18 protein-coding genes and 1 CRISPR repeat array are annotated in these 20,634 nt (G+C 71.0%); of the genes, 8 read left to right on the top strand and 10 right to left on the bottom strand.

Annotated features, from left to right (window positions below; genetic code table 11):
• Positions 1-273, top strand: a 273-nt coding sequence (locus IEX84_RS03580; protein ID WP_229732296.1) for a Fe-Mn family superoxide dismutase, incomplete at its 5' end; no start/stop codon positions are given.
• Positions 274-527: 254 nt separating this feature from the next.
• Here the strand turns inward: IEX84_RS03580 and IEX84_RS03585 are convergent.
• The 4 genes from IEX84_RS03585 to IEX84_RS03600 all read right to left on the bottom strand — a co-directional run bounded on the left by IEX84_RS03585 (position 528) and on the right by IEX84_RS03600 (position 5,158).
• Positions 528-1,481, bottom strand: coding sequence for a winged helix-turn-helix domain-containing protein (locus IEX84_RS03585; RefSeq protein WP_188869916.1), 954 nt, complete (start codon positions 1,479-1,481; stop codon positions 528-530).
• A gap of 82 nt (positions 1,482-1,563) precedes the next feature.
• Complete coding sequence (locus IEX84_RS03590; RefSeq protein WP_188869918.1) at positions 1,564-3,069, bottom strand: multicopper oxidase family protein; 1,506 nt, start codon at positions 3,067-3,069, stop codon at positions 1,564-1,566.
• Between the two features lie 50 nt (positions 3,070-3,119).
• A complete protein-coding gene (locus tag IEX84_RS03595; protein WP_188869920.1) occupies positions 3,120-4,175 on the bottom strand; it encodes a methionine synthase in 1,056 nt (351 codons plus the stop codon).
• Positions 4,172-5,158 carry a 5-methyltetrahydropteroyltriglutamate--homocysteine methyltransferase gene (locus IEX84_RS03600; RefSeq protein WP_188869922.1) on the bottom strand — a complete coding sequence of 329 codons (987 nt, stop codon included), beginning with the start codon at positions 5,156-5,158 and terminating at the stop codon, positions 4,172-4,174. The genes IEX84_RS03595 and IEX84_RS03600 overlap by 4 nt, the downstream gene beginning before the upstream one ends.
• Positions 5,159-5,320: 162 nt before the next feature.
• On the opposite strand from IEX84_RS03600, the gene IEX84_RS03605 reads away from it, so the two are divergent.
• From IEX84_RS03605 to IEX84_RS03620, 4 genes are read left to right on the top strand one after another with little or no spacing between them, the layout of a single operon-like run.
• Positions 5,321-6,328 (top strand): 5,10-methylenetetrahydromethanopterin reductase, encoded by a 1,008-nt coding sequence (locus tag IEX84_RS03605; RefSeq protein ID WP_407647582.1) that lies wholly within the window; start codon positions 5,321-5,323, stop codon positions 6,326-6,328.
• Positions 6,325-7,173, top strand: a complete 849-nt coding sequence (locus tag IEX84_RS03610; protein ID WP_188869926.1) for a triphosphoribosyl-dephospho-CoA synthase — start codon at positions 6,325-6,327, stop codon at positions 7,171-7,173. The genes IEX84_RS03605 and IEX84_RS03610 overlap by 4 nt, the downstream gene beginning before the upstream one ends.
• Positions 7,170-7,742, top strand: a complete 573-nt coding sequence (locus IEX84_RS03615; protein ID WP_188869928.1) for a DUF447 domain-containing protein — start codon at positions 7,170-7,172, stop codon at positions 7,740-7,742. Before IEX84_RS03610 ends, IEX84_RS03615 begins: the two co-directional genes overlap by 4 nt.
• The gene (locus tag IEX84_RS03620; RefSeq protein ID WP_229732298.1) at positions 7,739-8,752 is read left to right on the top strand and encodes a beta-ribofuranosylaminobenzene 5'-phosphate synthase family protein; all 1,014 of its coding nucleotides are present in this window, start codon (positions 7,739-7,741) and stop codon (positions 8,750-8,752) included. Before IEX84_RS03615 ends, IEX84_RS03620 begins: the two co-directional genes overlap by 4 nt.
• Before the next feature lie 44 nt (positions 8,753-8,796).
• Here IEX84_RS03620 and IEX84_RS03625 read toward each other — a convergent pair whose 3' ends face one another.
• Positions 8,797-9,687, bottom strand: coding sequence for a hypothetical protein (locus tag IEX84_RS03625; RefSeq protein ID WP_188869932.1), 891 nt, complete (start codon positions 9,685-9,687; stop codon positions 8,797-8,799).
• Positions 9,688-9,841: 154 nt separating this feature from the next.
• Here IEX84_RS03625 and IEX84_RS03630 point away from each other — a divergent pair, with 154 nt between their 5' ends.
• Complete coding sequence (locus tag IEX84_RS03630) at positions 9,842-10,231, top strand: hypothetical protein (RefSeq protein WP_188869934.1); 390 nt, start codon at positions 9,842-9,844, stop codon at positions 10,229-10,231.
• Positions 10,232-10,244: 13 nt separating this feature from the next.
• Here IEX84_RS03630 and IEX84_RS03635 read toward each other — a convergent pair whose 3' ends face one another.
• Positions 10,245-12,083 carry an ATP-binding protein gene (locus tag IEX84_RS03635; RefSeq protein ID WP_188869936.1) on the bottom strand — a complete coding sequence of 613 codons (1,839 nt, stop codon included), beginning with the start codon at positions 12,081-12,083 and terminating at the stop codon, positions 10,245-10,247.
• A gap of 143 nt (positions 12,084-12,226) precedes the next feature.
• Positions 12,227-13,147: a DMT family transporter gene (locus IEX84_RS03640; protein ID WP_229732299.1), complete on the bottom strand. Its 921-nt coding sequence runs from the start codon at positions 13,145-13,147 to the stop codon at positions 12,227-12,229.
• Positions 13,148-13,546: 399 nt separating this feature from the next.
• Positions 13,547-14,979: a CRISPR direct-repeat array (repeat unit 37 nt; unit sequence GTTTCAATCCCGTTCTGGGTTTCTACCGCGCTGCGAC).
• A gap of 160 nt (positions 14,980-15,139) precedes the next feature.
• Between IEX84_RS03640 and IEX84_RS03645 the strand changes: the two genes are divergently transcribed.
• A complete protein-coding gene (locus IEX84_RS03645; protein ID WP_188869938.1) occupies positions 15,140-15,382 on the top strand; it encodes a CDGSH iron-sulfur domain-containing protein in 243 nt (80 codons plus the stop codon).
• 10 nt (positions 15,383-15,392) lie between these two features.
• On the opposite strand, the gene IEX84_RS03650 is transcribed toward IEX84_RS03645, so the two are convergent.
• The 3 genes from IEX84_RS03650 to IEX84_RS03660 all read right to left on the bottom strand — a co-directional run bounded on the left by IEX84_RS03650 (position 15,393) and on the right by IEX84_RS03660 (position 19,850).
• The gene (locus IEX84_RS03650; RefSeq protein ID WP_188869940.1) at positions 15,393-16,061 is read right to left on the bottom strand and encodes an AIM24 family protein; all 669 of its coding nucleotides are present in this window, start codon (positions 16,059-16,061) and stop codon (positions 15,393-15,395) included.
• A 76-nt stretch (positions 16,062-16,137) separates the two neighbouring features.
• Positions 16,138-17,841 carry a hydantoinase B/oxoprolinase family protein gene (locus tag IEX84_RS03655; RefSeq protein ID WP_188869942.1) on the bottom strand — a complete coding sequence of 568 codons (1,704 nt, stop codon included), beginning with the start codon at positions 17,839-17,841 and terminating at the stop codon, positions 16,138-16,140.
• Complete coding sequence (locus tag IEX84_RS03660) at positions 17,838-19,850, bottom strand: hydantoinase/oxoprolinase family protein (protein WP_188869944.1); 2,013 nt, start codon at positions 19,848-19,850, stop codon at positions 17,838-17,840. The genes IEX84_RS03655 and IEX84_RS03660 overlap by 4 nt, the downstream gene beginning before the upstream one ends.
• A 210-nt stretch (positions 19,851-20,060) precedes the next feature.
• On the opposite strand from IEX84_RS03660, the gene IEX84_RS03665 reads away from it, so the two are divergent.
• Positions 20,061-20,582 carry an HTH domain-containing protein gene (locus tag IEX84_RS03665; RefSeq protein ID WP_188869946.1) on the top strand — a complete coding sequence of 174 codons (522 nt, stop codon included), beginning with the start codon at positions 20,061-20,063 and terminating at the stop codon, positions 20,580-20,582.
• The last annotated feature ends 52 nt before the right edge of the window (positions 20,583-20,634 follow it).

Consider the following 20,634-nt stretch of genomic DNA (forward strand, 5'->3'; position numbering starts at 1 on the left):
GGCGAGTTCGAGGCCGCCGCGTCCGCCGCGGGCGGCTGGGCGCTGCTGGTCTACGACACGCACAGCAACCAGCTGCGCAACCTCGTCGTGGACAAGCACGACCAGGGCGCGCTCTGGGGCGCACAGCCGATCCTCGCGCTGGACGTCTGGGAGCACTCCTACTACTACGACTACGGGCCGGCCCGCGGCGACTTCGTCGACGCGTTCTTCGACGTCGTCGACTGGGAGACCCCCGCCGACCGCTACGAAGAGGCCGTCGCGCGCTTCGAGTAACGAGGCTCCGCGGGCGTCCCGACACGACGAGCGGGTTCGCCGCTCGTCGCCGTCGAACCGCGACCGAACGCGGTCCCCGGAACGTGTCGGGGCCACGGGTAAGTCGACGGTCGCGGGCCCGGCCCGTCCTCCGACGGTTGGCACGCCGGGTTCACTCCGACGCGCGTTTCCTCACGTCGCGGTGGCTCGCGCCGCCGCGCTCTTTCTCACGTCGCACCGCCGCGCCGTTCTTCTCGTCGCACCGTCGGCGCGCGTCACTCGGCGAGTTGCTCGGTGACGGCGGTGTCGACGACGGTCGCCTCGTCGTCGACGAGGACGCGGAGCTGGTCGCCGTCGCAGGGGAGCGTGAGCTCGACGCGGAGGGGGTCCTCGGAGACGACGGCGGTCCGTTCGTCGCTCACGCACCAGTCGAGGTGCCAGAAGGGTTCGGTGTCGAGGTCGACGCCACGCTCGGAGTGGAAGACGAGCACCGTCGGCGCGTCGAGGAGCGTGAGACCGACCGTCGAGCGGAGCTGATACCCACAGCGCCCGCAGACGTGTTCGACGGCGACGTCGAGGGCCTCGTCGTCGGGGTCGCGGACGAGGGTGGTGTCGACGCTCCCGGTGCACTCCGGGCAGACGCCGTCCGCGGCCAGACAGTAGTGGTGACGAACGTAGTGGTGGAAGGCCTGCAGGAGGTCGTCAGTCGTGCGGCCGTCGAGGCCCCCCGAGGGGAACGGGTAGCTCACTTGGATGGTCCCGCAGTCCGCGCACCCGATGGTGAGCGTGTCGTCGACGTACCAGCCGTGGAGGTCGCCCCCACAGTCGTAACAGCTCCCGCCCGCCGGGAAGAACCCGAGTTGCGCGCGCTCGGTGAGCGAGCCGGCGAAGATGGCGCTCACGACCTTCCGGCCCGGATGCCGGAACTCGTAGCCGTCGCTCCCGTGGCGCACGAAGTGGCCGGTGAGCTGCTGGAGGTGGTAGTTGAAGTTTGCCGAGTCCTCGATGTCCACTCGCTCGAAGAGCTCCGTGAAGCTGACCGGGTGGTCGTCCGCGCCGAGGTCGCGCAGCGCCCGCAGGATGTCGACTCTGGTGTCGTTGCCGAGCACCGAGAACACCTCCGCCGGGACCAACGACTCGGCGCGGACCGCGGACGGCGCATCGGCGGCGTTCCGGTCGCCATCCGCGGGGCCGGCGCGGAAAGCGCTCTCGGGGTCGGAGTCGCTCATACTGCCCCTCTCGCCCCGAGGCTAGTGAAGATTTCTCTCCCGTCGTCCCCCGGCGGCGAATCCCGCGCCGCCGCGACCCCCGCTACACGTAGCGGACGACGCGCGCCATCCCGGATTCGAGGTGGTAGAGGTTGTGACAGTGAAAGAGCCAGTTCCCGGGGTTGTCGGCGTGGAAGTCGAACGTCACCTGCCCCATGTGACCGGGGACGCGAACCGTGTCCATGCGCGCGTCGCCGACGCGGAAGAAGTGACCGTGGAGGTGCATCGGATGCGGAACGGGGCTGTGGTTGGTCATGCGAACGCGAACGTGTTCGCCCGCGCGGACGTCGAGCGGGTCGGCCTCGGGATAGGCCTGGCCGTCGATCAGCCACGTGTACGAGCCGCCCGCCCGCGAGAGCGTGAGGTCGAACGTCCGATCCGGGGAGCCCGAAACGCCGAGCGACTCCGTCGCCCGGAGGTCGCCGTAGCCGAGGCGACGCCCGCGTCCCCAGTCGGGCGCTCGCGGTGCGCCGTCGGCGTCGCCGTAGCGGACGTCGACGCGCGCGGGCGCCTCCGTGCCGTCGACCGGCGACGCGAGGAGCTGCCACGCGCCCGGATTCGCCATCTCCACGACGGCGTCGTAGCGCTCGCCCGGCCCGAAGACGAACTCGTCGGCCGCGACGGGCTCGACCGGGCGGCCGTCTTTGTGCGAGACGGAGAGCCGGTGGCCGGCGAGGCGCGTGCGGAACTCCGTCGCGCTCGCGGCGTTCACGAAGCGAAAGCGGACGCGCTCGCCCTCGTTGACGGCGAGCGCGGGCGAGTCGGTCGGCAGCCGGCCGTTCGCCAGCACCCCCCGGTAGGGTGGGCGGTCGTCGCCGCCCCGCATCCCGCCCATGCCGCCACCGCCGCCCATCCCGCGTCCACTCATGCCGCCTCCGCCCATACCGCTTCCCCCGCCCGTGCCGCTTCCGTCCCCGTCCTCCGAGAGCGGTTCGGGCGGCCGGCCGAGATAGTCGTCGAGGACGACGACGAACTCGCGGTCGTAGTCGACGTGTGGGTCCGCCTCCTCGACGACGAGCGGGCCGAGGAGCGCGCGGTCGAGTTGCAGGCCGACGTGGCTGTGGTAGAAGTACGTCCCGGCGGGCTCGGCGCAAAAGCGGTAGGTGAACGCGGATCCCGCATCGACGGGCTCCTGCGTGACGCCGGGGACGCCGTCGTAGGCGTTCTGCAACGGGACACCGTGCCAATGCGTCGTCGTCACCTTGGGGAGGGCGTTTTCGAGCGTCACCTCGACGACGTCGCCCTCCCGGACTCGGAGCTCGGGGCCGACGTAGTCGTCGGTGTACCCCCAGACGTTCGTCGTCGTCGCGGAACCGGGTGCGGCTGTCACGTCACGCGCGCGGAGCGTCCGCGTGACGTCCGGTTCGGGGAGCGGCTCCGGCTCGGGCGGTGCGTACGTCGGCGCGTCGCCGTCGTCGCGTCGCCCGTCGCCTGCGCCCATCCGCGGGCTCGACCCGCGGCGGCCGAACGGCGCGACACAGCCGGCGAGGGCGGCGAGCGAGAGACCGCCGGCCCCTTCGAGGAATCGGCGACGGGAATCGTCGGGCATAGTAGTGCTTGGATCCCACACTACTTCCCCCTACTGCTCCGGTCCGCGCGTTACCTCGTCCGCCCGTCGGCGTCGATGGCGCCGCTGTCGAGGTCGGCCTCGACGTTGCGCGCGGCGCGGACCATGTTCTCGACCTTGCGCCGGGCGACGTCGCGCGGGAGGAGCTTGACGCCGCAGTCTGGGCTGACGGTGAGCTTCTCGGGGGGGACGACCCTGAGGCCCTCGCGGATGTTTGCCTCGATCTCCGCGACGGGCTCGACGTCGGTCGTGTGGACGTCGACGACGCCGAGCCCGAGGTCGGGCTCGAAGGCGCCGTCGGCGAAGACGTCGATCTGCTCGTAGTCGCCGTTGGCGAGCTCGACGTCGAACTCGTCGATTGGATAGTCGTTGAGCTCCGGGTGGATCCGCGAGTAGTCGCCGTAGCAGACGTGGAGGCCGAGACGGACGTCGTCGGGGAGGCCATCGACGATCCGTTCGAGGCACTCGCCGACGACGGCGTGATCGTCGGGCGTCGTGGCGAGGGCGGGTTCGTCGATCTGGACGTATCTCGCGCCGGCGTCGACGAGCCCCCGGACCTCCTCGTTGACGAGGTCCGCGAGCTCGTACGCGAGCGTCTCCTCGCTCCCGTACGTCTCGTCGAAACTCCACGACGCGAGGGTGTAGGGACCGGTGATCGGAACCTTGACCGGGCGCTCGGCGACGTCGGCCGTGAACTCGTACTCCTCGCGGAGCCACGGCTCGTCGTAACTGACCTCGGAGACGACGCTCGGCTTATCGAAGTAGTTGTGTCCCCACACCTTCACGGGGCCGTTGAACTCGTAGCCCTCGATTCGCTCGGCGAAGAACTCGACCATCTCCTCGCGGCGCATCTCGCCGTCGCAGACGGCGTCGAGGCCCGCGCGTTCGTGCTCCCGCGTGACGAGGCGGCTCGCGTCGGCGACCGCCTCCTCCCAGTCGTCCGCGTCGAAGCCGGACGCGTCGTCCTCGCGCAGGTCGCGCGCGCGGTTCAGCCACGTCGGCTTCGGGTAGGAGCCGACGACCGTCGTGAGGAGGAAGTGATCGTGCGGGTGGTCGGCCGGCCGGAAGCGCTCGCGGTCGGTCGTCATCGCGCACCCCCCGTGGCCGCGGCGAGCGCGTCGAGTTTCGCTTCGAACGCGCCGACCGGCAGGTGGAACAGCCCCGTGTTCGGCGCGAGGTACGCGGCGTCGACGTCGCCGGCCGCGCGCGCCGCGAAGCGGTCCGCCCGCCCGTCGATAGTCTCGGGGGCTTCGACGAGCGTGTTCTGGCCGTCGACGACCCCGAGGAGCGCCCGCGACGGCGCGCCGTACTCCGCGGCGAGGGCCACCGCGTCGTCCGGGGCCGTCACGAGGTCGTAGCCGAGCCCGTCGACGCCGGTATCGAGGAGGCGGCGGTACAGGTCGTCGTCGGGCGCCCCCCAGTACGCGTGCACGAGGACCTCGGCGTCGGTCGCGGCCGCGACGGCGTCGATGGCGTCGCCGATCCGCTCGCGCTCGTCCGCCCCCGGCGGGTCCGCCACGAACCCCGGTTCGAGCAGGGTGAGCGTCCCGACGGCGTCGGGGAAGGCGGCGACTTCGCCCGCGAGGAAGTCCGCGACGGCGTCAAGGAACGCCGCGAACGAGCCGTAGTGCTCGTCGCGCGCGAGGCCGGCGAGCGAGTAGGGCCCGGGGACGACGGCCTGGAGGTCGTCACAGCGCTTCGCCGCGGTCGCGAGCTCTCCTGGCACGTCGCCGCTCGCGGTCAGTTCGCCGGTCACGACGGGCTCGCGGTAGAAGTTGTTGTTGTTGTCGTAGTAGCGCACGATGCCCTCCGTTCGGACGTTGTCGTGGACGCAGAGCGGGTGCGCGAGGAGGTCGTCCCAGCGCGCCTGGCCCTCGACGAGCAGATCGAGGCCGGCCTCGCGCTGTTGCTCGACGTACTGCCGTCGGGTCGCCGCGTAGACGTCGCGGGTCGCCGCGGCCTCGTCGCCGTCGATGAGGTCCGATTTCTGGTGGCCTTTCAGCTTGGCGAGCCGCTCGCGCCGCCCGTCCGGGAGCGGGAAGAGTCCGATAGTCGTCGCAAGTCGATCCATGCACTCCCACCGACGCGATACCGTCTGATAATAATTTCTCCGTTTCCTATGCCTCATAGTTATTTACGTCTCCGGCCGACAACCGGTGAGCATGGACCGACGCAGACCACGCGGCGACGCGACGCCGTCCCCGACCGCGAGCGACCCGCGAGCGGAACGGAGGTGGCGCCGGTGAGCGACGCGCCCCCGACGACCGGCGTGGAGTTGACGCCAAACGCCCCGACCGAGACCGTCGCCTCGCTCGCGGCCGACGCCGAGCGCGCCGGCTTCGACCGCGTCTTCGTCTCCGCGCACTACGACAACCGCGACCCTTTCCTCGCGCTCTCGCGGGTCGCGGCCGCGACCGAGACGATCCGCCTCGGTCCCGGGGTCGTCAACCCCTACGAGACCCATCCCGTGACGTTGGCGTCCCGGATGGCGACGCTCGCCGAGCGGAGCGACGGCCGCGCGCTCTTCGGGCTCGGCGCCGGCGACGCCTCGACGCTCGCCGCCCTCGGTATCGAGCGCGAGCGGCCCCTCCGGCGCGTCCTCGAAACCGCGCGGGTCGCGCGGGCGCTCTGGAACGGCGAGCGCGTCGACCACGACGGCACGTTCCGCGCCGCGGACGCCGCCCTCGGCTACGACGTCTCCCCGCCGCCGATCTACGTCGGCGCGCAGGGCCCGGACATGCTCCGGATGAGCGCCGCGCACGCCGACGGCGTGCTGGTGAACGCCGCCCACCCGGACGACATCGCCGCCGCGACGGATCGGATCGACGACGGCCTCGCCGACCGGCCGCCGGAGCGCGGCGACCTCGACACCGTGGCCTTCACGAGCGTCAGCGTCGCCCGCGACGCCGACGCCGCGCGCCGCGCCGCCCGAGCGCCCGTCGCCTTCGTGACCGCGGGCGCGCCCCGCGCGGTCCTCGACCGCCACGACCTCGACCCCGAGCGGGCGGCGACCGTCGGCGACGCCCTCCGCGCCGGTGCGTACGACGAGGCCTTCGCGGCCGTCTCGCCCGCGATGATCGACGCGTTCTGCGTCGCCGGCGACCCCGAGACCGTCGAGGCCCGCCTCCGCGAGACCCTCGCGCACGTCGACGGCGTCGTCGCCGGCTCGCCCCTCGGGCCCGACCGCGCGAGCGCCATCGACGTCCTCGGCGACGTGTTCGAACGGGTGCGTGCGCCGTGACGCACGACGCCGCGGGCGACGCCCAGCTCGCGCTCCTCCTCGAACTCGCCGCGACGCCGAAACCGGGGAACGTCGACCGCGAGCGCGACCACCCCGACCTCCGCTTCGAGCAGTTCCTCGCCGGCGCCGTCGGCGCCCGCCGGGGGTTCGACGCCGCCGCCGCGGGCGCCCCGGTCGGCGACGCGTTCGAGACCGCCGTCGCCGGCATGGCCGCGCGCGCCCGGGACAACACGCAGTTCGGCGCGCTTCTCCTCCTCGTGCCGCTCGTCGCCGCGGCCGCGACCGGGGACGACGGCGAGGTGACGCCCGCGGCCGTCGCGGACGTCATCGACGCGACGACCGTCGAGGACGCCGCCGGGTTCTACCGGGCCTTCGAGCACGTCGACGTCCGCGTCGGCGCGCCCCCCGACGACTGCGACGCCCTCGACGTCCGGCGGGGGCGCGACGCGATCCCGGCCCTCCGGTCCCGCGAACTCACCCTCGCCGAGGCCGTGACGGCGGGCGCCCCGACGGACGGCGTCGCCCGCGAGTGGGCGGACGGCTTCGAGCGGACGTTCGACGCCGCCGAGGCGCTCCGGACGGGGACGGCGCCGCTCCCCGAACGCGTCTCGCGGACCTTCCTCCGCCTGCTCGCGGCCGACCCCGACGGGCTCGTCGCCGCCCGACACGGCGACGCCGTCGCCGAGCGCGTCAGCGACCGCGCCGCGGCGCTCGCTGACGCCGACCGGTCGGTGATCGACGCGTGGGCCGACGACCTCGTCGATGCCGGGATCAACCCCGGGACGACCGCCGACGTCGTCGCGGCGGCGCTGTTCGTCGCGCTCTCGCGGGGGGTCCGCGAATGACCGAGTGGCCGGTCGCGCTCCGCGGCGTGACCGAGAGCCTCGTCGCCACGCCGGGGCCGAACGGGAGGTGGAACGTCGCCGCGCTCGGCCTCCACGCGGGCGACGTCGTCACCGCGGAGACGTGGGGACGAACGCGGACGCGCCGGAACTTCGAGCGGACGGGCGTCGCCTACGTCGGCTTCACGCGGGACCCGCGGCGCTTCGTCGAGGCCGCCCTCGGCGTCCACGAGACCGACGAACCGACGCTCCCGAGCGCCGACGCCCGCGTCCGCGTCGACGTGACGCGCCGCGAGGCCGCGGAGCGCGACGGCGTCCCGTGGGCCGCGTGGACGCTCGAACCCACTGCGGTCGCGGTCCGCGAGGAGCGCGTCCCGGTCACGAACCGCGGGTTCGCGGCTGTGATCGAGGCGACGGTCGCTGTCTCGCGCCTCGGGGTCGACGCCTACGACGACGACGCCCTCCGTCGCCGCCTGGACCGCGCGACCGACGTCGCGCGCCGATGCGGCGGGCCGGCGGAGCGCGACGCCATCGACCGCGTCCACGAACTCGCCGGGGAGGGATCGCCGTGACGGCCGCCGAGGGCGAATCCGCGTCCACACCCGCGTCCGCGTCCGTCTCCGCCGGCGCGCGCCTCCACCTCGGGTTCACGAACCTCTCCGCCGAGCGCGAACGCCTCTACGGGAGCCTCGGCGTCGCGCTCGCCGAACCCCGCGTGACGGTGACGGCGACGCCCGCGGAGACCGTCGACTGCCCGAGCGTCGTCGACGACTACGTCCGGCGAGCCGTCGCGCACCTGGACGTCCCCGGCGCCCGCGTCACCCTCGACGAGACGCTCCCGCGACACGTCGGGCTCGGGAGCGGCACCGCGACCGCCCTCGCGACCGCGGCGGCCGTTGCCCGCGCGTACGACCGGCGACCCCGCGTCCGCGCGCTCGCGCCCGCCCTCGGCCGCGGCCGTCGGAGCGGCGTCGGCGTCGCGGCCTTCGAGCGCGGCGGCTTCGTCCTCGACGGCGGCCGACCCACCGCGGCCTGCGGCACGCCGACGGCGACGGCCCCCTCGGACACGGCGGACGGATCGTGGACGGTCCCGCGGGTGGTCGCCCGCCACGCCGTCCCGCCCGCGTGGCGCTTCGTCCTCGTCGTCCCCGCGGCGGATCCCGGGCGCTGCGACGACGCGGAGCGGCGGAGCATGCGCGCGGTCGTCGACGACGCCGACCCGGCGACGGCGGACCGGATCGCGGGGCTCGTCATTCGGCGCGTCCTCCCGGCGGTCGCCGCGGGCGACGCCGCCGCGTTCGGCGACGCCGTGACCGAGATCGGCCGGCTCAACGGGACGTGGTACGCCGACGAACAGGACGGCGTCTACCGGGCGCCGGTCGACACGCTCGTCGACACCCTCCTCGCGGCCGACGGGATCACGGGGGCCGGCCAGTCCTCCTGGGGGCCGGTCGCCTACGGCGTCACGACCACCGACGAGCGGGCCGCGGCCCGCGCGGCCGGCGAGCGCGCGCTCGACCGCGCCGGGGTCGCCGGCGACGTCAAAATCGTCGCCCCGCAGAACTGCGGCGCTCGGGGGTGACGACCGACGGGTGCGTCCGCGACGCCCCGATGGTCTCCCGGCGATCAGGAGGCGGCCGCGAACCCGCCGTAGTGGAGGTCGGCCCAGTAAACCGCTCCGTCGTAGCGGACGAGCCACGAGCCGTGCGTCTCGCCGCGCTGGACGGCGTCGTGAGCACGGAAGCGTTCGAGGACGGCGCGGTAGGCGTCGTCGTCGGTGTCCTCGGCGTAGTAGCTCCCGTTGGTCGCCTCCGAAACGACGTCGCGCTCGGTGTCGTCGAGGCCGGTGAGCGTGAACAGGTGCTCGGCTTTCAGATCCCGCGCGTAGCTCTCGGCGTCGTCGGCGACGGGCGTCGACGTGTATCGGTACGTGTTGAGCGTGACGTCACGGGTGTCGTCGACGCGGATCGGGTAGGCCTCGCCGTCGTAGACGACGGCGTCGTACCGTTGGGTCGGCACGAGGACGGAGCGCTCCGCCTTCGCGTCCGTGTACGTCGCCCCCGTACCGAGGTCGGGACCGTCGACCCGCCGACCGTCGTGCGGCGGGAGGAGTCGATCGAGCGCGCGCCGGTCCGGTGCCGGCAGATCACCGTACGCGATCCGGTTCGGCGGGACGTCCGAGGCGTTGTAGTCGATGGCGACGTCGACGCCCGTCGCGTGTCGCTGTCCCGTTATCGACCACGAGAGGTCGTAGTACGCGCCTCGGTGGGCGAACGGGAGGCCGGATTCGACCGGCGGGTGGCGAGCCTCGATCGTCGCCGATCCGTTCTCGATAGCGCCGCGGATCATGCGACTCTCCGTGTCGGGGTCGGCGTCGGTCGCGGAGACGTTCCGGCTGGCGTGCTCGGCGAGCTCGGCGTTCGAGACGGGATCCATCGAGATGCTCCCCGCCGCCGAGCATCCGGCGAGGAACACCAGCGGTAGGAGAGCCACGAGGACGAGCAGCTGACGTCGCATACGGGCTCTCGCTTCGGTAGGGTAACAGGCGTTTCCCAGACACAAGTCGGTGTTTGTCCGTGCTCGACGTGCGTCCCCGCACCCTTCCCCTTTCATGTTGGAACGCGGGCGCAGGCGCGTGCGACTCAAATGTGTAGAGGCCAAAGTACGCCTCGTGACCGAACGACTCGCGCTCCCGACGGGCGAGACGGTAACGCCCGAGGACGTCTTCTGCTACGGCGGGTACCCCTATCGGTTCCGGCCGCTCCCGGGCGACGAGTACGCGTTCGCGCTCTCCCCGCTCTACTGGGGGCAGAGCGACATGGACGTGCCGTTCCCGGACGAGGCGGCGCTCGCGGAACAGTGGGAGGACTCGCGTGGCGTCCTCACTACCGAGGAGTGGCGCGCGTGGCTCGCGGACGCCCGCGACGACGAGCGCTTCGGCGACGACGAACTCGACGCCATCGCCGCCGAACTCGGCCTCGACGACGACACCGACACCGGCGCGGCGTCCCCGGACGACGACTCGCTCGCCGACCGCCTCCGTGACGTCGTCGGCCTGTAACGTCGTTCCCTCGTCACTCACCGCCGTCGTCGATTTCGAACTCGAAGCGCGCGCCGCCCCTCGACCCCTCCGTGACGCTGACCGACCAGCCGTGGGCGTCCGCGATCTCCTGCACGATGGTGAGCCCGAGACCGGAACCCGAGGCGTCCGTCGTGTAGCCGGACTCGAAGATTCGCTCGCGTTCCGCCTCGGGGATGCCGCCGCCCGTGTCCTCCACGGCGAACCCGTCCGCCGTCGCCTCAACGACGACGGTGAGGTCCGAGCCACCGTGCGTGACCGCGTTCGTGAAGAGGTTCTCGAGGAGTTGCTGGAGGCGGTTTCGGTCCGCCCGAAGCTCACGCGAGTCGGCAATACGGAGGTCGGCGTCGCCGGTGGCGACCTGCTCCCAGGCCGCCCGCGCGGTCGCGTCGAGGTCGACCGTCGCGAGCGAGCCGATTCCCTCGCCCTGCCGTGCGAGCGTCGACAGCTCGTCCAGGAGTTGCTCCATCCGGTCGAGTGCGCCCTCGACGCGCTCGAACGCCCCCTCGTCGCCGCCGCGGCCGAGGTCGAGATAGCCCTGTGCGACCGTGAGCGGGTTCCGGAGGTCGTGGGAGATGACGCTCGCGAAGCGTTCGAGTCGCTCGTTCTTCTCTTCGAGTTTCGCTTCGCGCTCCGCACGCTCCAGGGCGGCTTCGACGTTCGCCGCGAGGATGCGCGCCAGCGAGTAGTCCGCGTCGTCGAACGCCCCGGTGTCGGTCGCCCCGATCAGCAACACACCCCACCCGTCGATGGGGACGAGCAACTCGCTCCCGAGCGGCGACGACGGGTCGAGGGCGTCCGAGCGCGTTTCGAGGTCCCGCACGAGTTCGGGGTCCCCGGTCTCGAAGACGGTCCACGCGATTCCCTCCCCGCGAGGGACGGTCGGCGGGTCGGCCAGTGTGGCGTCGTCCGTCACGTACGACTCGGGGACGAGGCGCTCGTTCGCTTCGTCGTATCGGTAGCCCCCGACGACGTCGGAACGGAAGATGTCGGCCGCCGCGTCGACTGCCGTCTCCGCGACGTCCGTCGTCGAGTCGGCGCTCATGAGGTCGCGCGTCGTCTCGTGGAGCGAGGTGAGTTGCGTACTGTACCGGTACTCCTCGGAGGTGTCGGTGTAGACGGCGTAGCCGTCGGTCGACGTCGCGTCCGTGGACAGCGGAATCGCCTGGACGCGGAACACCCGCAGCTCACCGGTGGCCGTCCGACGGAACACCTCCGACGCCTCGAACTGCTCGGCGTCGCGCGCCCGCTGGCTTATCTCGGTCGCACGCGAGCGAGCGGTGGGCGGCGCGAGCAGCTCGTCGATGCACTCGCCCGTCGCCGCCGCCTCGTCGTACCCGAAGGTCCGCTCGAACGCCGGGTTGACCGCCCTGATGATGGGCTTCCCCTCGACGAACTCTATCTCCGCGATGCAGCCGGAGCTGTTCGCGAACAGGGCGGATATCTTCGTGTTCTCGACCTGCACCTGTCGCTGGTGGCGGCGACGCCGGCTGTCGTAGACGCCGACGCCGAGGCCCGCGAGCGTGGCGACCGTAATCGTGTGCGTGAAGAGCAGATAGGGCTTGAACACGCTCTCGAGGAGCTGGAGCGCGTACACCCAGCCGAGGAGGAGACAGACCGTGACCGCACTGAGGATGCTCCAGCGCGCGATCAGGTACGCGGTCTCGGCGGAGACCGAGGACGACGTGACGAGGAGGACGCCCGCGCCGACGAGGACGAGGTTCAAGAAGATCGGAAGCGAGTTCTCGAGGAGCGTCAAGTGGAGCGGGACGCCCTGATTCAGCACGTCCGCCGGGACGTCGTAGACCGTCAGCGCGAGAAAGACCGAGCCCAACAGCAGGACCGCGCCGCCACACAGAAGCCGTTTCTGGCGGCTACGGTTCACAGCTCCACGGACGCGGGTAGACGAGGCAAAGGTTTCGATACCGTCCCGGCGTGCGACCACGCCACCGCGACCCGTCGCACGCCCTCATTTGGTCACGGCCGTCGCGAGAGCCAGGCGTGACAGGTATCGACGAACACCCGTCGCTCGACGAGTACGAACCCCACGAAGATGACGCCGAACCCGACCAGACTCGCCCTCGATAATCCGTTGTCGAACAGGAGCAAGCCGAGCGGTGCCGCGACGATTGGTTGCACGTAGAAGCTGAGGCTCGTCCGCGCCGGCCCGATCCTGTCGATGAGGTCGAAGTGGACCGCGTACAGGACGGCCGTGGCGAGCACGCCCTCGACGAGGACGCCCGCGATGGCGTCGGCCGACCACGTAATCGCGGCCAGGGGCTGGTGGACGGCAACCGCGATACCGTGGTTCACGACCGCGGCGAGCGCGACCCCCCACGCGGTGAGCGCGACCCGGGGGAGCGACGGCTGCATGCGCTGTGTCACGACGGTCCCGAACGCGAATATGGCGACGCTCCCGACCATCAGCCCGAAGCCGACGAGGCGGCCCGCCCGAACGGCCGTCGGCGATGGCTGTGCGACGATGCCGACCCCGACGAACCCGAGGAGGATGCCGAGCGCGCTGAGGCGGTCGAGCGACGCGCTCGGCAACAGGAGCACGGCGAACCCCGTCGTCAGTATCGGCATGAAACTGTAGGTAATCGCGCCGACGGCGCTCGTCACGTACTGTTGTCCGGTGAGTAGCATCGCGTTCATTACGCCGAGCGTGAACACACCGACGACCGCCACGTCGAGGACGTCACGACGCGTGCGGGGACGCCAGTCGCTCACCCTCCAGCCGGCGACGGCGAGCAGCGCGACGCCCGCGACGTCGAGACGGAGCGCCGCGAACAGCAGTGGCGGCACGTCCGGCATCCCCAGTTTCGCGCCGACGAAGACGAGCGCACCACACACGCTGTACGCGCCGAAGAGAAGGAGGTCCTGATACTCGGAACGCACTGGCCGACCCTTCCGCTCGGAGATGCATATTCGTTCGGCACCCGTCCGAAACACGTTGTCTCGCTGCCCCTCGTTCGCGTTACTGACGAGGACCGCTGCTGCACGCCTCTGTGTTGCTTCCGCAGTCGAGGGACAACCGAGGTGGCCTCGTCGGTTCACGGTGTTCACCGTTCGCGTCGCTCGCGACCGACCAGTCCGGGCATGCGGGCTAAAGTGCATCCGGTCTCGACGCCAACGCTTCACCCGGTCGGGTCCGGCGGGCCGCGGCTTTGCCGTCCGCGACGGACGGGGTTGCGTCGCGGCGAACGCGTCGGCGTCAACTGGCACTTCGATTCGCCACCCGAATACACACTCTCCGGAGATTCAAGACGTAGCCGACGCCCGCGCCGAGCAAGAACAGTTTCAATCCCGTTCTGGGTTTCTACCGCGCTGCGACCTCGTGCATCCCGCTCATCGACTCCTGGCCCGTCTCGTTTCAATCCCGTTCTGGGTTTCTACCGCGCTGCGACACGCGCTCGTTAATCGATTCGTTAACCTGCTGATTGTTTCAATCCCGTTCTGGGTTTCTACCGCGCTGCGACCCCGCTCCAGACGGACTCCCGGACGACGGTGCGGATGTTTCAATCCCGTTCTGGGTTTCTACCGCGCTGCGACTTTGCACTGGATATTGTCGGGACTGACGTGACAGTCGTTTCAATCCCGTTCTGGGTTTCTACCGCGCTGCGACTGTCCGGCAGTTCTCGACTCGTCGCCGCGCCACTGTTTCAATCCCGTTCTGGGTTTCTACCGCGCTGCGACACGGCCGTCACAGTCGCGTTGAGGCCGGGCTGCAACTCGTTTCAATCCCGTTCTGGGTTTCTACCGCGCTGCGACGCCGCCGTCCTCGTCAGCACGGGGGCCGTGAGCGTCGTTTCAATCCCGTTCTGGGTTTCTACCGCGCTGCGACCCGGCACGGGAAGACGGTGCCGACGGCGTACCAGTTTCAATCCCGTTCTGGGTTTCTACCGCGCTGCGACTGCTCTGGCTTGAGGTTGCGCTGTCAACGTCAGACGACACTGTGAGTTTCAATCCCGTTCTGGGTTTCTACCGCGCTGCGACAACTCCCCGTCGTCGTTCTGGAACTCGATCAACATGTTTCAATCCCGTTCTGGGTTTCTACCGCGCTGCGACACGCCCCCACGAGCCTCGGGAAATCCCACACCATGTTTCAATCCCGTTCTGGGTTTCTACCGCGCTGCGACGCGCCGTCCGCGAGCGTCCCCGAGTGCGACACGCTGTGTTTCAATCCCGTTCTGGGTTTCTACCGCGCTGCGACACGGCCAGCACGACGATGACCGGGATGATCCCCCAGAGGTTTCAATCCCGTTCTGGGTTTCTACCGCGCTGCGACGATGCAGTTGTCGTTAACTCGGTCTCTCGCGTCTCCGTTTCAATCCCGTTCTGGGTTTCTACCGCGCTGCGACAGCGCGCGATCCCGAGGACGGAGAGGATCGACACGATCAGTTTCAATCCCGTTCTGGGTTTCTACCGCGCTGCGACTCCGCATCACACCGACACAGCACGCGCTCATCACCGTTTCAATCCCGTTCTGGGTTTCTACCGCGCTGCGACACGGAGTTGAGTTCGACAAAGTCGATCATCGGATAGTTTCAATCCCGTTCTGGGTTTCTACCGCGCTGCGACCGCGTCGTTCCACGAGAGCGGCGTCGTCACTTGATTCTGTTTCAATCCCGTTCTGGGTTTCTACCGCGCTGCGACCCACCGTCGTTAAGCGCGGCCTCGTCGGCTCTCCGCTGTTTCAATCCCGTTCTGGGTTTCTACCGCGCTGCGACAGGGGATGAATATTCACCGATAGGCTGCATAAAGCTTGCTCCACCCGCGATAGCGCGGCGTCGATTCGTGGACCCCCACCGTACACGGCTTTGAAAAAGGTCGACGAAGCGTGCCCCGAGTGTCGCCGGCGTCTTGTGCGCCCGTCGTCTTTGTTTCCGTATGTCCCGCCTCGTCGAACGCGACGCGCACGGCCCCGTGAAACTCGACGCCGACGACATCGACCCGGAGAAGGGCGATGTCGCGGTCTGTCGATGCGGGCTCTCGGACGACCACCCCTTCTGCGACGGCTCGCATCGGGCGACCGAGGACGAAGTGGCCGACGAGACGTACTGCTACGACGCGGACGGCGAGCGTCGCGTCGTCGCGGACGTCGTCTGCGAGGAGGAGGTCGAGACCGAGTAGTGGCTCCGGTTCAGGCCTGCGGGCCGAGCTCCTCGTAGGGCTGGACGACGACGAAGCCGCGCTCGCCCTCGAAGACGAGCTGGTAGCGCTCGTCGGAGGAGCTGCCGACGAGGTCGCTGAGGCTCCGGTTCGATTCGACGCTCGGGGAGAGCTCGCGGCTCCACGCGACGGTAGCGTCGGGGTCGGTGCGGACGGGCGGTGTGAGGACGAGCGGGTCGCCGTGGGTGGTGATGGCGACCGTCCCCGGCCCGGAGAGGAAGACGTTCGTCAGCCCGGCGGCGGAGGCCCCGCCGAGGCTCCCGGTGACGCCGATCTCGTAGGAGATGCGGTCCTCGAAGGCGAGCACGTCCGCGCCGTTCACGGAGAGGGCCTCGTCGGCGTCGAGTTCGAGCAGTTGTATCTCCTTACCCTGGTCGGCGACGTAGCAGTGGCCCTGCCCCGTGACCTCCATGACGGGCGTCCCCTCGCTCGTCGCCTTCTCCTTCAGGAAGCCGGTGAGACCGCCTTCGGCGGAGGATTTCCCCGCGAAGGAGAGGTCGCCGTCGAAGGCGACCATCGCGCCGGCCTTCGTGAGCACGGTGCCGTCGACCGTGATGTCGAGGAGCTTCCCGTTCTCCAGTTCGAACTGTTCGTCGTTCTCCGCGGGTTCGTTCGCCGTGACGAACTCGTCGAGTTCCATGGACATGTCGGTATCCGAGCCGTGGAGGGCTCTCGTCCGGTGGGTCGCGGAGGGCGGGCAAAAAGGTTGGCCGGGACTACGCGTGTCGATTCGCGTCGCCGTCGGTACCGGCGTCACCGTCCGTCTCGGCGTCAGCACCCACCTCGGCGTCGCCGTTCGCGTCCACGCCGGTATCCGCGTCGGTGACCTTCCCGTCGGCCACGTCGGCGGCGCGAGCGTCCGAGTCGCGTGCTTCGGGGTCGCCGTGACCGCCGCCGCCCGGCGTTCGGAGCGAGACGGTCGTCCCCGCCCCGACGTCGCGGACGGCCTTCGCGGGCACGGCCTCGCCGTCGATCAGGTTCTCGCCCGTCGCGCCGTCCGCGCCGCCGGCGAGGCCGCGCGGGGCGCGCCGTCGCCGCTCGGTGAGGAGCGAGACGGTGGCGTCCGTCTCGACGGTGACGGTACGGACGACGCCGAGGCCGCCGCGATGCTCGCCGTCGCCGCCGCTGTCGGGGCGGAGCGCGTACTCTTCAACGCGGAGCGGGTACTCCGTTTCGAGGGCCTCGGCGGGCGTGTTGAGCGTGTTCGTCATCCCGACCTGCACGCCGTCGAGGCCGTCGCCGTTCGGGCGCGCGCCGGCCCCGCCGCCGATGGTCTCGTAGTACGCGAAGCCGTCGCCCGTCCGGTCGCCGATGGTGAGGTTGTTCATCGTCCCCTGCCCGCCCGCGGGGACGCGCTCGGGGACGGCGTCGGCGAGCGCGGCGAAGACGACGTCCGTGACGCGCTGGCTCGTCTCGACGTTCCCGCCGACGACGGCGGCCGGCGGGTCGGGGTCGAGGACGCTCCCCGAGGGGATGGCGAGCGTTATCGGGTCGTAACACCCCTGGTTCGGCGGTATCTCGGGGTCGGTGAGACATCGGAAGACGTAGTAGACGGCGGAGGTGGCGACCGCGCGCGGCGCGTTCACGTTCCCGTCGACCTGCGCGGCGGTGCCCGCGAAGTCCACGGTGGCGGTGTCGCCGTCGACCGTGACCGCCACCTCGATGGGGATGTCGTCGTCGGTGAGGCCGTCGCCTTCGAGGGCGTCCCGGGCGCGATACGTGCCGTCGGGGAGGTCGCGGAGCTCGGCCCGCACGCGCTCGCGCGAGTAGTCGAGGACGGCGTCGAACGCCGCGTGAATCTCCTCGCGGCCGTGGTCGGCGACGAGGTCGGCCACGCGCTCCTCGGCGCGGTCGTTCGCCGCGATCTGCGCGCGGATGTCGGCACGGCGCTCGCCTGGGTTCCGAACGTTGGCGAGGAGGAGGGCCAACACGTCCTCGACGACCTCGCCGCCGGCGACGAGACGCGTGGGCGGGAGACGCAGCCCCTCCTGGAATATCTCGCGCGCGCCGGCCGGCATGCTCCCGGGCGTCATCCCGCCGACGTCGGCGTGGTGGGCGCGCGAGACCGCGTACCCCATGATCTCGTCGTCGACGGCGACCGGGGAGACCATCGTGACGTCCGGGAGGTGGGTGCCGCCCTCGAAGGGGTCGTTGAGGACGTAGACGTCGCCGGGTTCGGGGTCGTAGTCGCGGACGGCCTCGACGGCCCGCGGCATCGCGCCGAGGTGGACCGGGATGTGTTCGGCCTGGGCGACGAGTCGCCCCGCCGGGTCGAAGAGCGCCGTCGAGCAGTCCTCGCGCTCCTTGATGTTCGGGGAGTACGCCCCGCGGATGAGCACCTGGCCCATCTCCTCGGCGAGGCTCTCGAACTGGTTGCGGACGACTTCGAGCGTGACGGGGTCGACTCCCGGTTCGCTCACGCGCGCTCACCCCCTTCGAGGACGACGGTGCCGTCCGGCGTCACGCGGCCCGTCCACGCGGGCGGGACGACGACGGTGCTCTCGCGGCCGTCGAGGACCGCCGGCCCGCCGAACTCGGTGCCGGGTGCGAGCCCCCGGCAGTCGTAGACGGTCGTCTCCCGGTAGTCGCCGTCGAAGAACGCCGCGCGGGTGCCGCTGACGGGGTCGCCCCCGCCCTCGTACGCGACGTCGAGCGGGTCGCGTTCGACGGTCGCGCTCGCGCGGAGCGTGACGACCTCGACGGGGTCGTCGAGTCGGTAGCCGAAGGCGTCCTCGTGGGCGGCGTGGAAGCGCTCGGCGACGGTCTCGGGGTCGAACGCGGGTATCGAGATGGTTTGCTCGAAGCTCTGACCGGCGTAGCGGCAGTCGACGGCGCGCGTCACGCTCGCGGCGTCGGGGTCGGCGACGTCCGCGAGCACCTCCTCGACGAGGTCGTCGTAGACGGAGTCGACGCTCCCGGGGTCGGCGTCGGCGAGCGCGACCTGGTGGGTGCGCGCGGCGTCGTGTCTCTCGTCGGCGGCGAGCAGGCCGTAGGCGGAGAGGACGCCGCAGGCGCGGGGTACGACGACGGTGTCGACGTCGAGGTCGGCGGCGAGCGCGCCGGCGTGCATCGGGCCGGCCCCGCCGAAGGCGACGAGCGCGAAGTTCCGCGGGTCGTGGCCGCGCTCGACGGTGACGCGGCGGATCGCGCGCGTCATGTTCGCGTTGGCGACGCGGTAGACGCCGCGGGCGGCCGCGCGGGCGTCGTCGAGGCCGGCGTCGTCCGCGAGGGCGGCGAGCGCGTCGTGGGCGGCCGCGACGTCGAGTTCGAGGTCGCCGCCGAGCGACGCGTCCGGCCCGATGTACCCCAGGACGACGTTCGCGTCCGTGACCGTGGGGTCGGTGCCACCCTTCCCGTAGCAGGCGGGCCCGGGGTCGGCTCCGGCGGAGCGCGGGCCGACGCGGAGCGCGCCGCCGGAGTCCACCCACGCGACGGAGCCCCCGCCCGCGCCGACGGTCGTGACGTCGACCATCGGCGTCCCGATGGGGTGACCGGCGATTTCGGCGTCCGTGGTGCGTTCGGCCGCGCCGTCGCGGACGAGCGAGACGTCGCTCGACGTCCCTCCCATGTCGAACGTGACGAGGCCGTCCTTCTCGGTCGCGCCCGTCGCGGTGTCGCTCGCGCCGACGACGCCCGCGGCCGGCCCGGAGAGCGCCGTCGTGACGGCGTGTTCGCGGACCGTCTCGCTGGACGAGATGCCGCCGTTCGACTGCATCACGCGCGGCGTCGGCACGCCCCGCTCCGTCACCTCGTCGTCGAGGCGGCCGAGGTAGTCGTCGATGGCGGGCGTGACGTACGCGTCGACGGCCGTCGTCGAGGTGCGTTCGTACTCGCGGAACTCCGCGAGCACCTCGTGCGAGGCCGAGACCGGCACGTCGAGTTCCTCGCGGAGGACCGCCGCGGCCGTCCGCTCGTTCTCGGGGTGTCGGTAGGCGTGGAGGAACGAGACGGCGACGCTCTCAGCCTCGCACGCCCGTATCTCGTCCGCGAGCGCGCGCACGTCCGCCTCGTCGACGGCCGTCTCGACCCCGTCGACGGTGACGCGTTCGTCCACCTCGAAGCGCCGGCGGCGCGGGACGAGTGGGTCGGGCTTCTCCGCGTCGAGGTCGTAGAGGCTCGGGCGGTCCTGCCGGCGGAGTTCGAGGACGTCGCGGAAGCCTGCGGTGGTGACGAGCGCGGTCCGCGCGCCGTCGCCTTCGAGGAGCGCGTTCGTCGAGACGGTCATCGCGTGCGCGAACGCGTCGACGTCCGCGGGGGCGATGCCAGCGCGCTCGCAGGCCGTCTCGATGCCGCGGACGACGCCGACGCTCTGGTCGGCGGTGCTCGGCACTTTCGCGGTCACGAGGCCGCCGTCGGCGGTGTGGAGGACGACGTCGGTGAAGGTGCCGCCGACGTCGACGCCGACGCGCGTCGTCGGGTCGTCGGCCATCTACGCCACCTCCGCGGCGGAGCGATGCGTTCGGATGCCGCGCCGGACGGGCGTGACGGCGGGCGCGTGGCGGGTCGAAGACACGGTCGAGAGACGGGGCGAAACGGTGTTAGCGCTTTTCACTCGACGTCCCATCAGAGACGCTAGCGATAGATAGGGGATGTATCCAAACGTATATGCCCGCATACGCCCTACGGTGCGTAAGAATCGATGGATCTGACTGATTCGCAGCAGGCGATTCTCACCGCGCTCATCGACGGCTATCAGTCCACGGAATCCCCGATGACGGGGGAGGAAATCGCGGAGGCGGTTGATCGCCACCCCGGGACGATACGCAATCAGATGCAGACGCTGAAGGCTCTCGACCTCGTCGAGGGTATCCCCGGCCCACGCGGGGGATACAAGCCCACGACGAACGCGTACGAGGCGCTCGACCAACAGGACCTCGACGAGTCCGACGCCGAAGCGCTCACGGTCGCGAGCGACTACGACCGCATCACCGCTACCGTCGAGCGAATCGACTTCCTCGAAGTGAACCACCCGGACGAGTGTACGGCCGAACTCGAGTTCACCGAGGCCGTCGACGTCGAGGTCGGCGACCCAATCGTCATCGGCCCGACGCCGAACACGGCCCTCGTCGTCGCCGGGCAGGTCACGGCCGTCGAGGACGGCGGCCAGACGGTCCAGATCGACGTCACGAAGCTCGAAGCGCCGCTCGTCGCCGACGCGTAACCGACCGTACGCGGACGCGGCCGCAACGACCATCCACGTCCCCCGCGACGAC

Origin of the sequence: Halarchaeum rubridurum (genome assembly GCF_014647115.1) — an archaeon.
Taxonomy (GTDB): Archaea; Halobacteriota; Halobacteria; order Halobacteriales; family Halobacteriaceae; genus Halarchaeum; species Halarchaeum rubridurum.

Coding starts and splice junctions, on each gene's coding strand:
- IEX84_RS03585 (WP_188869916.1), bottom strand. CDS start 1,481: ATGAGCGACTCCGACCCCGAGAGCGCTTTCCGCGCCGGCCCCGCGGAT.
- IEX84_RS03590 (WP_188869918.1), bottom strand. CDS start 3,069: ATGCCCGACGATTCCCGTCGCCGATTCCTCGAAGGGGCCGGCGGTCTC.
- IEX84_RS03595 (WP_188869920.1), bottom strand. CDS start 4,175: ATGACGACCGACCGCGAGCGCTTCCGGCCGGCCGACCACCCGCACGAT.
- IEX84_RS03600 (WP_188869922.1), bottom strand. CDS start 5,158: ATGGATCGACTTGCGACGACTATCGGACTCTTCCCGCTCCCGGACGGG.
- IEX84_RS03615 (WP_188869928.1), top strand. CDS start 7,170: ATGACCGAGTGGCCGGTCGCGCTCCGCGGCGTGACCGAGAGCCTCGTC.
- IEX84_RS03625 (WP_188869932.1), bottom strand. CDS start 9,687: ATGCGACGTCAGCTGCTCGTCCTCGTGGCTCTCCTACCGCTGGTGTTC.
- IEX84_RS03645 (WP_188869938.1), top strand. CDS start 15,140: ATGTCCCGCCTCGTCGAACGCGACGCGCACGGCCCCGTGAAACTCGAC.
- IEX84_RS03650 (WP_188869940.1), bottom strand. CDS start 16,061: ATGGAACTCGACGAGTTCGTCACGGCGAACGAACCCGCGGAGAACGAC.
- IEX84_RS03660 (WP_188869944.1), bottom strand. CDS start 19,850: ATGGCCGACGACCCGACGACGCGCGTCGGCGTCGACGTCGGCGGCACC.
- IEX84_RS03665 (WP_188869946.1), top strand. CDS start 20,061: ATGGATCTGACTGATTCGCAGCAGGCGATTCTCACCGCGCTCATCGAC.